Origin of the sequence: Streptomyces sp. NPDC092045, from assembly GCF_044756005.1 — a bacterium.
Lineage (GTDB): Bacteria > Actinomycetota > Actinomycetes > Streptomycetales > Streptomycetaceae > Streptomyces.
On record NZ_JBIVSC010000017.1, the window covers coordinates 36,507 to 51,416 of the forward strand.

General features: G+C 74.7%; 12 protein-coding genes and 1 pseudogene. 7 read left to right on the top strand and 6 right to left on the bottom strand.

The genetic code is table 11. The features are described from left to right. Window positions 1-10: 10 nt before the first annotated feature. Window positions 11-967 (bottom strand): GNAT family N-acetyltransferase, encoded by a 957-nt coding sequence (locus ACIQKA_RS27770; RefSeq protein WP_391096367.1) that lies wholly within the window; start codon window positions 965-967, stop codon window positions 11-13. A 290-nt stretch (window positions 968-1,257) separates the two neighbouring features. Here ACIQKA_RS27770 and ACIQKA_RS27775 point away from each other — a divergent pair, with 290 nt between their 5' ends. From ACIQKA_RS27775 to ACIQKA_RS27785, 3 genes are all read left to right on the top strand, one after another. After that, window positions 1,258-1,806 (top strand): FHA domain-containing protein, encoded by a 549-nt coding sequence (locus ACIQKA_RS27775; protein ID WP_383150963.1) that lies wholly within the window; start codon window positions 1,258-1,260, stop codon window positions 1,804-1,806. Between the two features lie 237 nt (window positions 1,807-2,043). After that, complete coding sequence (locus ACIQKA_RS27780; RefSeq protein ID WP_390110877.1) at window positions 2,044-3,213, top strand: cytochrome P450; 1,170 nt, start codon at window positions 2,044-2,046, stop codon at window positions 3,211-3,213. An 84-nt stretch (window positions 3,214-3,297) separates the two neighbouring features. Then, window positions 3,298-3,801: a hypothetical protein gene (locus tag ACIQKA_RS27785; RefSeq protein ID WP_402542751.1), complete on the top strand. Its 504-nt coding sequence runs from the start codon at window positions 3,298-3,300 to the stop codon at window positions 3,799-3,801. A 37-nt stretch (window positions 3,802-3,838) separates the two neighbouring features. On the opposite strand, the gene treY is transcribed toward ACIQKA_RS27785, so the two are convergent. After that, window positions 3,839-6,211, bottom strand: a complete 2,373-nt coding sequence (treY, locus tag ACIQKA_RS27790; RefSeq protein WP_383150966.1) for a malto-oligosyltrehalose synthase — start codon at window positions 6,209-6,211, stop codon at window positions 3,839-3,841. A gap of 141 nt (window positions 6,212-6,352) precedes the next feature. Continuing rightward, window positions 6,353-8,476 (bottom strand): glycogen debranching protein GlgX, encoded by a 2,124-nt coding sequence (glgX, locus tag ACIQKA_RS27795; protein WP_383150967.1) that lies wholly within the window; start codon window positions 8,474-8,476, stop codon window positions 6,353-6,355. A gap of 587 nt (window positions 8,477-9,063) precedes the next feature. On the opposite strand from glgX, the gene ACIQKA_RS27800 reads away from it, so the two are divergent. Together ACIQKA_RS27800 and ACIQKA_RS27805 are read left to right on the top strand one after the other, a co-directional pair. Continuing rightward, entirely contained in the window at window positions 9,064-10,278 is a 1,215-nt protein-coding gene (locus ACIQKA_RS27800) for an SAV2148 family HEPN domain-containing protein (protein WP_383151030.1), read from the top strand. Window positions 10,279-10,368: 90 nt separating this feature from the next. Then, complete coding sequence (locus ACIQKA_RS27805) at window positions 10,369-11,094, top strand: 3'-5' exonuclease (RefSeq protein WP_383150968.1); 726 nt, start codon at window positions 10,369-10,371, stop codon at window positions 11,092-11,094. Between the two features lie 48 nt (window positions 11,095-11,142). Here the strand turns inward: ACIQKA_RS27805 and ACIQKA_RS27810 are convergent, their stop codons facing one another. Together ACIQKA_RS27810 and ACIQKA_RS27815 are read right to left on the bottom strand one after the other, a co-directional pair. Beyond that, complete coding sequence (locus ACIQKA_RS27810; RefSeq protein ID WP_402542752.1) at window positions 11,143-11,970, bottom strand: alpha/beta fold hydrolase; 828 nt, start codon at window positions 11,968-11,970, stop codon at window positions 11,143-11,145. A gap of 95 nt (window positions 11,971-12,065) precedes the next feature. After that, on the bottom strand, window positions 12,066-12,923 hold the full coding sequence (locus tag ACIQKA_RS27815) for a phosphotransferase (protein ID WP_386372748.1): 858 nt from the start codon (window positions 12,921-12,923) through the stop codon (window positions 12,066-12,068). 336 nt (window positions 12,924-13,259) lie between these two features. Between ACIQKA_RS27815 and ACIQKA_RS27820 the strand changes: the two genes are divergently transcribed. Continuing rightward, window positions 13,260-13,814 carry a DUF1697 domain-containing protein gene (locus tag ACIQKA_RS27820; protein ID WP_402542753.1) on the top strand — a complete coding sequence of 185 codons (555 nt, stop codon included), beginning with the start codon at window positions 13,260-13,262 and terminating at the stop codon, window positions 13,812-13,814. Window positions 13,815-13,897: 83 nt separating this feature from the next. Then, a pseudogene (locus tag ACIQKA_RS27825) lies at window positions 13,898-14,128 on the top strand (disulfide bond formation protein DsbA); the annotation flags it as partial. 4 nt (window positions 14,129-14,132) lie between these two features. Here ACIQKA_RS27825 and ACIQKA_RS27830 read toward each other — a convergent pair. Continuing rightward, window positions 14,133-14,840: a methyltransferase domain-containing protein gene (locus ACIQKA_RS27830; RefSeq protein WP_402542754.1), complete on the bottom strand. Its 708-nt coding sequence runs from the start codon at window positions 14,838-14,840 to the stop codon at window positions 14,133-14,135. Window positions 14,841-14,910: the final 70 nt, after the last annotated feature.

Genomic DNA, 14,910 nt, shown 5'->3' on the forward strand with positions numbered 1-14,910 from the left:
ATCCTGGCAGTCAGGACCCCGGCGTGCCCGGCGCGTCCCACACGTGGTTGATCGCGCGCTCGAACGTGTCGTAGCCCGTACGGGCGAAGGCGGCCGCCATCGGCACGTTCCCCAGGTCCGTGGCCGCCCGGATCCGGGGCACGCCGACGCCGGCCAGGATCCGGGTCCCCTCCGCCAGGACGTCGTCGACGTATCCGTGCCCCCGGTGGGCGGGCAGCACACCGATGTACGCGATCGTGTGGTGGTAGTTGTTCCGCGCGGGGACGACGAAGCCGACCGGCTCGCCGGTCCCCGGCAGCAGCGCCACCCGCCACCACTCCCGGGGCGAGGAGTAGTGCGCGAACTCCTCGTCGTAGTGCCGCTCCGCCACCTCCCGCGCCGAGAGCCCGGACGCCAGGTCGGCCCGTCCGTGCGCGTCGAGGGTGCCGTCGAGGACCGGGACCATCAGGGAGACCAGGTCCTCGCGGTCCCGCACGGGACGGAACTCCAGACGCCCCGCCGGCTCCGGCACGGGGGTGCCGGGCCGCCACTCCAGGCGCAGCCGCTCCACGAGGGGGCGGGCGCCCGAGAGCTCCAGGACGGCGAGGACCGACTCCAGGTACGCCCGGGTCTCCGGGACCTCGCGCCAGTCGCCCGGGACGAACCGCCCGTACTCGGGGCGCGGCGCGCCCGCCGGGACGACCGCCGCCGTCGCCGTCTCCAGGAGCCGCAGACCGACGTCGGCGCGGTCCTCGGCGGACAGCTCGGGGTCCAGGTCGAAGAAGTCGAGCGCCTGCGGTTCGGCGCCCGCCCCGTGGGTCCACCAGGCGATCCGGCCGAGGAGCCGGTCGCCGTCCAGGGCCACCCACATCCACTCCGGGAGGCGGCGGCCGGCGGCGAGGTCGTCGGCGAGCTCGTGGTCGAGCGAGTAGGAGAGACGGAGGAAGAGGTCCAGCTCCCGCGGTCCCGCGAGCGGGCGTATCACGATCACGTGCGGTGTTCTCCCGGGGAGTTCGGTGACGAGGCCGGGCGACCGTAGCAGTGATCCCGGAGAAGGGGGTACGGAGTTTTCCGCGGGTCACCGGGACCGGCGGGGTCGGAGGGGGCGGCGGGGGCGGCGAGGCCGCCGGGGGTGACGGGTCGCTGGGGTCGCCGGAGTCGACGGGGCTCGCCGCGGTGCGGGTCGCCGGAGCCGGTCGCGGTCCCGGAGCGCTCCGGTAGCGCCCTTCGTGGGGCCCTTCTGGACACTTCGGGCCCGTCGGGCCGACAATCTCGGGTGTGACGACCCCTTTCGAGCTTCCGGCGAACTCCCCTCGGCTGACCGACGCCGAGCGGGACCGCGCGCTGGTGCTGCTCCGTGAGGGCGCCGCCCAGGGCCGCCTCTCGCACGACACCTTCGTCTTCCGGATGGAGCGCGCGCTACGGGCCCGCCGGCCCGACGAACTCGACCTGCTCGTCGCCGACCTGAGGACCGAGGGGACCTGGACCCGGCGCGCGGTGGGCGTGGTGGAGCGGATGTCCGCGTTCACGGCGAAGCTCGGGCGGGCCTGGCACGCGGAGCGGCTGCCGAAGCTGCTCCTTCCGCACCCCGGCCCGCATCCGCTGCGGATAGGCCGCGACCCGGTCAACGGACTGCGGCTCAGCCACGAGACCGCCTCCCGGCTGCACGCCGAGCTCTCGCTCCAGGGCGGGCTGTGGGTGCTGCGCGACCTCGGCTCGACGAACGGCACCACCGTCAACGGGCGCCGGGTGACCGGCGCGGTGGTGGTGCGGCCCGGGGACGTGGTCGGCTTCGGCCAGATGTCGTTCCGCCTCTCCCACGGCTGAGCACCCCTCCCCCTCACGGCTGAGCCCCCCTCCCACGGCTGAGCGCTCCGCGTCCCTGCGGCCGAGCGCCCCTCTCTCTCCCTTCCGTCCCCGGTCCGTCCCCGGCCGGACGGCCTCGGAAGGTTCACCCGTTCGGCGGTGCATGGGTGGGCGGTGGGGAGCCCCGGATGGTGGGCTGGAGCGGACGCGGGCCACGTTCTCCGGCCGCGGCACCCACCGCCGACCGCAGGGGGCGTGATGACCGCCGAACCGACCCGAGGCATACGCGACGACCGGCCGGAGGACCGGGGCGTCCGCGACGACCGGCCGGAGGAGCCCGGCGGGGCCTGGACCCGGCTGCCGGCCATGCACCCCGCTTCTCCCTCGGCCGCCACCCCCGCCGGGGCGGGCCCGCACCGCACCCCGTCCGTACGGACCGGCCGGAGCGCCGCGCCCCTCCCCGGCCGCGTGCGCACCGCGCCCGCCCCGCCCGCCGGCCCCGGCCGCACCGGCGGGCGGACCGTCGCGCCGAGCCCCCTCGACCCCGGCGCCTCGCAGGACCCGCACGGCATCCACCGCAGGCTCCGCGAGGAGTTCCCGCTGACCTACGACCCGCTGCTGCGCGCCTGGGTCCTCAGCCGGTACGCGGACGTGGCCACGGCCCTCACCGACGCCCGCTTCACCCACGGGCACCGCCCCGGCGACCCGCCGTGCGTCCGGGCCCACGTCGACGTCGACACGGCCGCGCTGCGGGCCGTCACCGAACGCACCGCGTACGTCCTCGCCCGCCGGATCGCCGGACGGCCGCAGGCCGACCTGGTCGCCGACTTCTGCCACTGGCTGCCCGCCGGAACCGTCGCCGCCGCCGTCGGCGTCCCCTACCGGGACATGATGCGGCTCGTGCGGGGCCGGGCGGCCGGAGCCCTCGCGGGGGAGTGCGGCACCCAGATCGCCGTACGGGAGAAGGCGCTCGCCTCCTTCCTCGGCAACGTCCTCTCCGACCCCGACCGGGTCGCCGCCCTCCGCGACGCGCCCGCCGCGCTCGTGGCCCGCGCCTGGACCGAGTCGCTGCGCCGCGACCCGCCCGTGCAGATCGCGGTGCGCCGCACCGCCGCCGAGGTCCCGGTGAGCGGCGGCACCGTCCCGGCGGGCGCGTCCGTCGCCCTGCTCGTCGGCTCGGCAGGCCGGGACCCGGAGCGCTTCCGGGAGCCCGACCTCTTCGACCCGCTCCGCGACGACCCGGGCCAGCTCACCTACGGTCCCGGCTTCTGCCCGGCCGTCCTCCTGGCCGGCATCGAGGCCGAGTACGCCCTGCGGGCCCTCTTCGCGGAGATGCCCCGGCTGCGCCTCGCCGACGGCTTCCGCCCCACCTCCGCGGGGCTCATCACCCGCGCCCCGCGCACCCTGATCGTCCGTCCGGGAGGCTGAGGCGCGCTCCCACAGCCGCTGCTAGGGTGACGTGCGCTCGTCAACCGAGCCATATTTATTACCACTTTCAACGGGGTTCGAAACATGAAGATGCGTCATGTCCGCGCGCTCGCGGTCTTCGGCGTCGCGCTCGTCACGCTGACCGGTGCCCGCGGTTCGGGCGGTGGCGGCTGCGACAACCACAGCAGCTCCGGCTCAAGCTCCAGCAGCTCCAGTTCCAGCGGCGGCAGCGGCAGCCACCACGACAACGACGACGACAACGGCACCTCCGGCGGTTCCGCGTCCGGCGGTTCCGGCAGCGCGAACAAGGCCCTGCGCGACATCACCATCGACACGTGCGCCTACGACGCGGCGAGCAAGAACCTCACCGCGCGCATCACCGTCAAGAACGACGGCGTGCTCGACTACGATTACGACGTCACGCTGCGGTTCAAGGGCACCTCCGCGGTCCCGGCGACCGCGACCACGACCGACATCGCGGTCACGGCGGGCGCCTCCAAGAGCGTCGACATGACCACCGCGTACCCCGGCACCGGCGACGGCTCCGAGTACACCAAGTGCGAGGTCACGCGGGCCAACCGCTCCTGACCGGCGAAGGGGGGCGCGGTCCGCGCCCCCCTCTCCGTCATCCCGCCTCGTCCGGGATCCGGGCGAGCAGCGCCACCGGCCGCTCCTCGAAGAGCTCCGCCAGCTTCAGCTCCGTCGCCGGGCCGCCGGTGAACTCCCGCACCCCGCCGAGCGCGTCGGCCCAGCGGCCCTCCGGCAGCACCAGCTCCGTGTCCTGCCAGCCGCCCGCCTCCGCGAGCCGCAGCGGGAGCCGGGTCACCGCCGTCACCACCTCGCCCGCGCGGGCGAAGGCCAGGCAGTGGCCGGCGGCCGGCCCCTCGGCCGTCAGCGGCGCGTACGCCCCGCCGGGGCCGAAGGCCCCCGGACGCTCGCGCCGCAGCCGCAGCGCCGCCCGGACCAGGGCCGTCCGGTCGTCGTCCGGACCGGCCGCGAACGGCGCCCGGTTGTCCGGGTCGACCAGCGCCCGGTACTCCCGCTCCGTGTTCTGGTACAGCTCCGGCACCCCCGGCATGGTGAGCTGCGCGAGCAGCGCGCCCAGCGCGTGCGCCCGGATGTGCGGCTCCAGGGCGAAGGCCGCCTCCGAGGCCGCCCGGAGCGGGATCCGGCCGGGCCCGGCCGCCGCGAACTCGGCCACCGCCCGCTCGTACCCCTCGTCCGGCTCGGTCCAGCTCGTCCTGAGTCCGGCCTCCCGCACGGACTTGAGGAGCGCGGGCACCAGCCGGTCCGCGTCCGGCGTGCCGAGGCCGAAGGCCGTCTGCCACGCCGTCCACGCCAGGTGCTGGTCGGGCGCGGGCACCCCCGCCACCTCCCCGAGCAGCTCCGCCCACACCTCCGGGCACTGGGCGAGGACCGCGATCGCGGCCCGCACGTCCGCGCTCCGCTTGGTGTCGTGGGTGGACAGGACCGTGCCCGTGGCCGGCCAGTCCCGCGCGATCCGCAGGCAGTACGCGTGGAACTCCTCCACCGGCACCGCCGGGCGCCCCGCGTCGCCGCCCACCTCGTTCGCCGAGAGCAGCGGCGTGTACCGGTAGAAGGCCGTGTCCTCCACGGACTTGGCCCGCAGCGCCGAGGAGGTCTGCGCGAACCGGGCCCGGAACGCCCGGTGCTCCGGACCGTCGCCCCGCAGTCCGAGGGCCAGGTCCCGCACGAGGTCGACCGCCGTCGCCTCCTCCTCCACCGCGAACGCGGCCTTCGCGCCGCGCGCCGCCTCCGGGGTGATCACCTCCTCGCCACCGGTCCGGTAGGTCCGGTAGACCGGCACCCGGACGAGCAGCTCCCGGACCGCGGTGCGCAGCGCCCAGGGCGCGTGGTCCCGCAGGGCCGGGTCGGCGGCGCAGATCCGCTCCGCGATCCGGGTCAGCGCGGCCGTCTCGGCCGCCAGGTCGTGCCCGGCCACCTCGTACGCGGCGCGCCGCTCGGTCGCCTCCCAGCGGCCGCCCCGGTCGGCCGCCTTGCCGACGAACCCCCGGTACAGCTCGGCGAGCGTGTCGGCGCCCACGGGGTCGGTGAACACCCCGTCGAGCCGCCGCAGCGCGTCGTACCCCGTGGTGCCCGCCACCGGCCAGGCGGCCGGCAGCTCCTCCGCGCCGGTGAGGATCTTCTCCACCACCGTCCAGCAGCGCCCGCCGGTCGCCTCCGCCAGGTCCTCCAGATAGCCCTGCGGGTCCGCGAGGCCGTCCGGGTGGTCGATGCGCAGCCCCTCGACCACCCCGTCCGCGACCAGCTCCAGGATCTTCGCGTGGGTGGCCCCGAACACCCCGGGCTCCTCCACCCGCACCCCGATGAGGTCGGAGACGGTGAAGAAGCGCCGGTAGTTCAGCTCGGTGCGGGCGAGGCGCCACCAGGCGAGCCGGTACCACTGGGCGTCGAGCAGCTCGTCCAGCGGCAGCCCCTCCGTGCCGGGGCGCAGCGGGAACTCCTGCCCGTCCAGGCGCAGCACCCCGTCGGAGACCCGGAACCGGTCCCGCACCTCGGGGAGCCGCGCGGGCAGCACCGGGAGCAGCAGCCTGCCCTCCCCGGCCCGCCAGTCCACGTCGAACCAGCGGGCGTACGGCGAGTCGGGGCCGTCGCGCAGCACGGCGCGCAGCGCGTGGTTGTGGACCGGGGAGGCCGCCATGTGGTTGGGCACCAGGTCCACGACCAGGCCCAGCCCGTGCGCCCGCGCGGTCGCGGCCAGGGCCCGCAGCCCTTCCTCGCCGCCCAGCTCGGCCCGTACGGACCGGTGGTCGGTGACGTCGTAGCCGTGGGTGGAGCCGGGCACCGCCTCCAGGACGGGGGAGAGGTGCAGGTGGGAGACCCCGAGACCGGCCAGGTGCGGCACGGCGCGCTCGGCGGCCGCGAACGGGAAGTCCGGCTGGAGCTGGAGCCGGTAGGTGGCGGTCGGCGGGGCGGTGGGGCGGGAGAGCGGGGACGGGGCCGGAGAGGAGGTCATGCGAACGTACGTACCCCGCTGGAGGGCCTCTGTGTCATCGCCTCCGCGTCCGCCCGTGCCCACCGCACCGGATTCCCCCGAAAGGATGACGCCGAACGGCCCCGCCGGTCTCCCGGCGGGGCCGTGGCCCGGAGGCGGCGATCAGGCCGGACGGCGCAGCACGGTCAGGCTGAGCGGCGCGAGCCTCACCCGCTCGCCGCCCGCCAGCTCCGGCCCCTCGTGCGGCGGCATGCCCTGCGGGTCGGAGGTGTCCACGACCGTGCGCCAGTAGTGGCCGTGGCTGTCCGGCACCGAGAACTCCAGCTCCTTCGACGAGGCGTTGAACATCAGCAGGAAGGAGTCGTCGGCGATCCGCTCGCCCTGGGTGCCCGGCTCCGAGATCGCGTTCCCGTTGAGGAAGACGGTCAGCGCCTGGGCGTGCGCCGCCTGCCAGTCCCGGGAGGTCATCTCCTCGCCCTCGGGCGTGAACCAGGCGATGTCGGTCAGCTCGTCGTGGGTGCCCTCGACCGGCCGCCCGTGGAAGAAGCGGCGCCGCCGGAAGACGGGGTGCTCGCGGCGCAGCCGCACCATCGCCCGCGTGAAGCGGAGCAGGGTCGCCTCCGCCTCGCTGTTCTCCTTGGGCCACCGGACCCAGGACACCTCGTTGTCCTGGCAGTACGCGTTGTTGTTGCCGCCCTGCGTCCGCCCGAACTCGTCGCCGTGGCTGAGCATCGGCACGCCCTGCGACAGCATCAGGGTGGCGAGGAAGTTGCGCATCTGGCGGGCGCGCAGCTCCGCGATCCCGACGTCCTCGGTCTCGCCCTCCGCGCCGCAGTTCCACGAGCGGTTGTGGCTCTCGCCGTCCCGGTTCTCCTCGCCGTTCGCCTCGTTGTGCTTCTCGTTGTACGACACGAGGTCGCGCAGGGTGAAGCCGTCGTGGCAGGTCACGAAGTTGACCGAGGCGAGCGGGCGCCGGCCGTCGTCCTGGTAGAGGTCGGAGGAGCCGGTCAGCCGGGAGGCGAACTCCGCGAGGGTGCGCGGCTCGCCCCGCCACAGGTCCCGCACGCAGTCCCGGTACTTGCCGTTCCACTCGGTCCACAGCGGCGGGAAGTTCCCCACCTGGTAGCCGCCCTCGCCCACGTCCCACGGCTCGGCGATCAGCTTGACCTGGCTCACCACCGGGTCCTGCTGCACCAGGTCGAAGAAGGACGAGAGCCGGTCCACCTCGTGGAACTGGCGGGCCAGGGTGGCGGCCAGGTCGAAGCGGAAGCCGTCCACGTGCATCTCGGTCACCCAGTACCGCAGGCTGTCCATGATCATCTGGAGCACGTGCGGGGACCGCATGAGCAGCGAGTTCCCCGTGCCGGTGGTGTCGAAGTAGTGCGCGGGAGCGTCGTCCACGAGCCGGTAGTACGAGGGGTTGTCCAGGCCCTTGAAGGAGAGCGTCGGGCCCAGGTGGTTGCCCTCGGCGGTGTGGTTGTAGACCACGTCGAGGATGACCTCGATGCCCGCCTGGTGCAGCGCCCGGACCGCCGACTTGAACTCCAGGACCTGCTGGCCCCGGTCGCCCCAGGACGCGTACGCGTTGTGCGGGGCGAAGAAGCCGATCGTGTTGTAGCCCCAGTAGTTCGACAGCCCGGCGTCCGCGAGCCGGTGGTCGTTCACGAACTGGTGCACGGGCATCAGTTCGAGCGCCGTCACCCCCAGCTCCTTCAAATGCCCGATCACCGACGGGTGCGCCAGGCCCGCGTACGTGCCCCGCAGCTCCTCGGGGAGGTCCGGGTGCAGCATCGTCAGGCCCTTCACGTGGGCCTCGTAGATCACCGTGTGGTGGTACTCGGTGCGCGGGCGCCGGTCGTCGCCCCAGTCGAAGTACGGGTTGACCACGACCGAGGCCATCGTGTGCGGGCCCGAGTCCAGGTCGTTGCGCGCGTCCGGCTTCCCGAACGGATAGCCGTACACCGCCTCGCCCCACTCGACGCGCCCCGACATCGCGCGCGCGTAGGGGTCGAGCAGCAGCTTCGCCGCGTTGCAGCGCAACCCCTGCTCCGGGGCGTACGGGCCGTGCACCCGGAATCCGTACCGCTGCCCGGGCATCACGCCCGGCAGATAGGCGTGCCGCACGAACGCGTCGGTCTCGCGCAGCTCCACCGCCGTCTCCGAGCCGTCGTCGTGGAGCAGACACAGCTCGATCCTGTGGGCGGCCTCCGAGAAGACCGCGAAGTTGGTTCCCGCACCGTCATAGGTGGCGCCCAAGGGGTACGCCTGTCCCGGCCAGACCTGCATGGATACGACTATTCCTCTTCTGTCCGGGTTCTTCTGGATGGTCTTCGGCCAGATCCTGCCCGAAAGAGGCGCGAGTTCCCAGGACTTCGCCCGGTCCTGCCGGGTGACCGGCGACCGTGCGGGGGACGGGGGGGAAACGTGTACGAAATGACATCCCGCCACCCGGGGGAACGGACAACTCGGGAGGGAGCGGACGGACCGCCTCCGGAGTCAACACCGGGTTCCGCCGCGTCGCCCCGGACGGCTCGCGGCGCCCGGCCCCGGCCCACCGGCGGGCCCCCGCCGGCACCCCGGGGCGCAACCGCTATGAATCCGCTCACTCCACCCGATCTCGCCCCGTGGAACGGACGCTTCCGGCTTGGCAGTTGAGGAAGGAGCCTGACGATCCTGCTGCACCGCCTCCCGCTCCCGGAGTACCCTTCCTTGATCGTTGCCGGAGTGGTCGAAACGAGTGTCCAGGAGCAGAAGGCGGTGCGCGGGTGAGCTCGGGAGGTCTGGAGCTGCCCCCAGGGGACGCGGAGCGGGACGGAGGCCCGGCCGGCCCCGCCGAGGCGCCGCCCGGAGCGGCCGCACCCCCGGGGGCCGGTGTGCCGCCGGGCGCGGGCGCGCCCTCGGGGACCGGTGCCCCGCCCGGCACCGTCGCCGTGACCAGGCCGGTCGAGATAGGGGCCGAGCTCGACTGGGACGCCGAGGCCTGGAGCGAGGTCCGCACCCGCGCCCAGCGCGCCGGCCGCGCCTACATCTGGCTGAATCTCGTCGAACAGCGCCTGCGGGCCGTCGTCGCCGCCGTCCTGCGGCCCGTGTACGAACCGGTCCACGGCGAGGAGTGGGTGGTCGCCGCCGCCGGCCCGGCCGGCCAGGAGTGGGTGCAGCGCGCGGTCGCCGTGCGCGAGGTCTCGCGCCGCAAGGGCTACCTCCTCGACCCGGCCGACGACAACGTGCTGAGCTTCCTCACCCTCCCGCAGCTCCGCGAGCTGATGGTGCAGCACTGGCCCTGCTTCGAGCCCTACTTCGACGACCGGCGCGAGGTCGAGCTCGCCCTCGACGAGCTGGAGGTCACGCGCAACGTGGTCTCCCGCAACCGCGCCCTCTCGCTGACCGTCCTCGCCCAGTCCGAACGCGCCTCCGCCCGCATCCTGGAGATCCTCGGCAGCGGGGCCGGGGTCCCGTCCGCCGACCGGCTGCCCGTGGACGCCGTCGAGGACCTCGTCGGCGACCGGTACGCGGACGTGGTGCAGGTCCACCCCGACCGGGTCCGGCTCCAGCGGCAGCTCCCCGCCGAGGACCTCTTCGGCGGCGCCCGCCGCCTCGACGCCACCGGCATAGGCCTGAACCTGCTCGTGCAGAACTTCTCCGGGCGCCGCATGGTGCGCCTCGCCGAGTCCGGCTGCCGGACCCGGCTCCTCTTCCTCAACCCCGCGAGCAGCGCCGTCAAGCGCCGCGAGCGCGAACTCGGCCTCAAGAAGGGCGAGCTGAGCCGCTCGGTCGAGATGAACATCCTGCACATGCGCCGGGTCCGCTCCAAGCTCCGCGACCCGGGCGCCTTCCAGATCCACGTCTTCGACGAGACGCCCCGCTTCACCGCCTACCTGGTGGACGGCGACGGCCCCGACGGGGTCGGCGTCGTCCAGTCCTACCTGCGCCGCGCCCGGGGCATGGAGGCCCCCGTCCTGGTGCTGCGCGGCGGCGGCCGGAACGTGGTCCGCCACGGCCAGCACGCCCGCGACGGGGACCACGGACTGTTCGAGACGTACCGGGAGGAGTTCGAATCGATCTGGCTCGACTCCCGGCCCGTCTCCTGATCCCCCGGTGCGAGGGGGACCCGAGGCGGTTGTCAGTCCCGCGTGCGAGGGTGGTCGGTACCACGGGGGAGATCACGTAAGGAGGACCCGATGGCTTGGCACGGCGAGACGCTGGTCGGCTTCGACCTGGAGACGACCGGCACCGACCCGCTGGAGGCCCGCATCGTGACGGCCTCGGTCGTGGAGGTGGACGGCGGGGGGAGCGTCGCGCGGCGGCGGGACTGGCTCGCCGACCCCGGAGTCGGCATCCCGGACCAGGCCGCCGCGATCCACGGCATCACCACCGAGCGCGCGACGGCCGAGGGCCGGCCGGTGCGCGAGGTGGCCGACGAGATCGCGAAGGCCCTCGCGGAGTACTGGGAGGACGGCGTCCCGGTCGTGGCGTACAACGCCTCGTTCGACCTCACGCTCCTCGCCGCCGAGCTGCGCCGCCACGGACTGCCCTCGATGGAGGAGCGGCTCGGCGGGACGGAGATCGGCCCGGTCGTCGACCCGTACACCATCGACCGCGCCGTCGACCGCTACCGGCGCGGCAAGCGGAACCTGGAGGCGGTCTGCGCGGAGTACGACGTCGTGCTCGAATCCGCGCACGAGGCCGCCGCCGACGCGCTCGCCGCCGTCCGGGTCGCCGTGGCGATAGCCGAGCGGCACCGGCGGGTCGCCGAGCTGGATCCGGCCGAGCTCCACGCGCGCCAGATCGACTGGTACCGCGCCTGGGCCGAGGACTTCCAGGCCTTCCTGCGCCGCAAGGGGAACGCGGACGCGGTCGTCGAGACCGCGTGGCCCCTGCGCGACGCGGTCGTACCGGCGCGCTAGGAGCCGCCGGAAGGGCCGGTCCTCCTCGGGTCTGGTCCTCCTGGGGGGCTAGTTCTCCTTGAAGAAGGAGAGCAGCAGCTCGTTCACCCTCTCCGGCCGGTCGAGCTGGAGCCAGTGCCCCGCGTCCTCGACCCGCTCGTAGCGCCAGCTCCCGGCGACGTGCTCGCCCGTACGGGACATCGAGCGCTCGGTGAGGAAGCGGTCGCCCGTCGACCAGACGCCCATCACCGGAACGCCCTCCGGAAGCGGCGGCGCCGACCCGTCCGCGCCGAACAGGGCCTCCGGCGGTAGCCCCGCCCGGTAGATGTTCAGCGCGGCCGTCAGCGCGCCCGGCGCCCGCAGCGGCTCGATCACCGACTCCGCGTCCGGGTGCTCGGCCAGCATCTCGCGCAGCTGCGCGAAGTCGTTCCGCGCGAGCCAGTCCTCGGCGACCCCGGCGAGCTGGAACAGCAGCATGTACCAGGAGCGCTGCCGCTGCTCCCAGCCCGCCTCCAGGTTCGCCGTCAGGTGCCCCACCGACAGCAGGGTCAGGCTCCGCACCCGGTCCGTCACCGCGTGGGCGAGACCCTGCGCCACGCCCGAGCCCCAGTCGTGGCCGACCAGGTGGAACCGGTCCACGTCCAGCCGGGCGAGGAGTTCGAGCAGGTCGCCGACGTGCTTCGCCGGGTGGTACGCCTCCGCGCCGCCCCCGGGCCGGTCCGACGCGCCGAAGCCCCGCAGGGTGGGGACCACGCACCGGAAGCCCGCCGAGGTCAGGGCCGGGACCTGGTGGCGCCACAGCCGGCGGCTGTCGGGGAAGCCGTGCACGAGGAGCACGGCCGGGCCCTCGCCGCTCACCTCGACGTCCAGCGTGACGTCCGACAGCTCCACCCGCATCGCAACTCCCTGGTCCCGTCGCCCGGTTCGACGGGACCATGATGGCAGAGCGGGCGGGCGCGGGGCGGCTGCGGGGGCGTCGGAAGGGCCGCGGGTCAGAACGGGTACCAGCGCACCTCCGGGTCGCCGTCCCGCAGCGAGGCCACCCGGCGCTCGAACTCGGCCAGCGCCTTCGGGTTCGACGGCGCGTGCTGCGCCACCCACGCGCAGCTCGCGGTCTCCCGCGCCCCGCGCAGCACCGCGCACCCCTCCCACTCCCGCACGTCCCAGCCGTACGCCTCCGTGAAGGCGTCGTACGCGGCCGGGTCGAGGCCGTACCGGTCCCGGGAGAGGGCCAGGACGACGAGGTCGTGCTCGCGCAGGTCCGAGGAGAAGGTCTCCAGGTCGACCAGGACCGGGCCGTCCGGACCGACGTGGACGTTCCGGGGCAGGGCGTCGCCGTGGATCGGACCCGGGGTCAGGTGCGGGGCCAGGGCGGCCGCCGCCGGGGCGAAGGAGTCGCGCCGCTCGCGCAGGAAGGCCGCGTCCGCCGGGTCGATCGCGTCCCCCGCGAGCCGCAGCCACCGCTCGACCCCGCCGAGCAGCTCGCGGCGGGGCAGCGCGAAGCCCTCCGGCTCCGGCAGGGCGTGGACCCGGCGCAGCAGCGGGGCGAGGTCCCGGGGCTCGGGCGGCCGGACCGCCCCGGGCAGCCGGTGCCAGAGGGTGACGGGGTGCCCCGCCACCAGCCGGGGCTTCTCCTCCGCCGCCCGCACGGCCGGGACACCGGCCTCCGCGAGCCAGGCGGCGAGCGCCAGCTCCCGCTCCGCCCGCCCGAGCAGTTCGGCGTCCCGGCCGACCTTCACCACCAGGCCGCCCACGGCGAACACCGCGTTCTCCCCGAGCGCGAGGAGCCCGGCCTCCCCGGCCGGCAGCCCCGCCCCGTCCAGGACCTCCCGTGCCCGCGCCTCGTCCATCGGCCTCTCCCTCACCTGTGCGTTCGCGTCGAAGTCTCGCATCCGCCCGGGCGCGGCGACCGGGCGCCCGCCCGCTATCGGGGCAAATGAACGGTTCGCGGACGGCCCGTCATTACGAAACCTTGTTGAAAAAGTCACAGTAGGGTGAAGGTCCTTCTCCCGCCCCCCTTCATCGGACAGTGTTCGAACCGGCCACCGTGCCGCCCCCCACGAGGCGCGGTGGCCCTTCCCCGTCCGGACCGCGAGGACGACCGCGACGACGGGTGAGCGCGACGGCGGCGGGCGCCCGCGACGAAGGGCGACCGCGACGGCCGGTCCGGGCCGTAGGTTGGGGCCATGACGCAGACATACGCGGCGCTGCTCCGGGGCATCAACGTGGGCGGACACCGGAAGGTCCCCATGGCGGAACTCCGTTCCCTCCTCGAAGGCCTCGGCCACGGAGCCGTCCGCACCCACCTCCAGAGCGGGAACGCCGTCTTCACCACGGACACGGGCGCCTCGGAGGACGAGCTGACGACCGCGCTCGAAGCCGCGATCGAGGACCGCTTCGGATTCCGCGTCGACTGCCTCGTCCGGAACGGCGCCTACCTCGCCGCCGTCGCCGACGCCTGCCCGTTCCCCACCGCCGGGATCGAGGGCAGGCAGCTCCACGCCCTCTACTTCTCGGGCCCTCCCGACGCCGGGCGCTTCGCCGCGATCGACCAGGAGGCCCACCGCCCCGAGGCCTTCGCGCTCGGCGACCGGGTCCTCTACCTCTACGTCCCCGACGGCCTCGGCAGGTCCGGGCTGGGCGAGGCCGTCTCACGGCCCGCCCTCTCCAAGGGGCTGGTGGTCACCGCCCGCAACTGGAACACGGTCCTCAAGCTGGTGGAGCTGACCCGGGAGGGCTGAGGGGGCCGGTGACGAAGCGGCCCACCCGAACGGCCTCGGAACGGACCAGGAAGACGGGCCACCCGCCGCCCGGGTTCGGCCCCGTGACCACCGCCCGCACCACCGTCGACCTCTCCTCCGACCCCGCCCGCCCCTTCGCCCGGATCACCTCCCGCCGGCTCCTGGAGGTCGAGCGCCACCGGGACGTCGACCTCCGCCTCCGGACCACGAGCCCGTACCTCCACGACGAGGGCGACGAACTGCCCGGCCGGTACCGGGAGCTCGTCGACGCCTCCCCCGGCCCCGGGCCCGCCCGGCGGACCGGGGCCGCGCGAGGCCCTACGGCCGCACCCCGGTGAACGTGTGCGTGATGCCCGTCTGCCAGCCCGGCTGCGGCAGCGCCCGCACGCCCGTGAAGCCCGCGCGGCGCAGCCGGCCGGCGAAGGCGGGCGCGGTGTCGAAGTCCAGGACGCTGCGCCACAGGTGCCGGTAGAGCGCCCCGTCCCCGTGGCGGCGCCCCCACGGCAGCACGACCGCGCCCATCACCGCCGACCACAACGCCCGGTGGACGGCCCGGCCCCCGAGGGCGTACTCGTGGACGACCAGGCGCCCGCCCGGCCGCAGGACCTCCCGCACCCGGTCCAGGGCCCCGTCGGGATCCGCGACGTTGCGGAACAGATAGGCGGCGAAGACCGCGTCGTACGGGCCGCGCACCCCGGCCTCCGCCATGCCCTCCACGGGCGCGTGCACGAAGGAGACCCCGGGCGGCCACGGCTTGTCCCGCGCCCGGTAGAGCATCCCGGCCGACGCGTCGACCCCGGTGACGGACGCCCCGGGCGCCGCCCGGAGCAGCGCCCGCGTCGACGCCCCCGTACCGCAGCCGAGGTCGAGCACCGACCACCCGCGGCCCGCGTCGGGCAGGGCGAGGCGGCGGGCGGAGCGGAGCAGGTCCCGGTGGTAGCCGGGGCTCGCCGAGGTCATCCGGTCGTAGGTCCGCGAGGCGCGGTCGAAGGCGTGGGCGAGGTCGGCGTCGCGCAACAAGGTCATGGCCTGCTCCTCCGTCATGGTTCCCGCACCGGTTCGTCGGGGGCTCCCGCACCGGGCTCCGCCCGTAGTG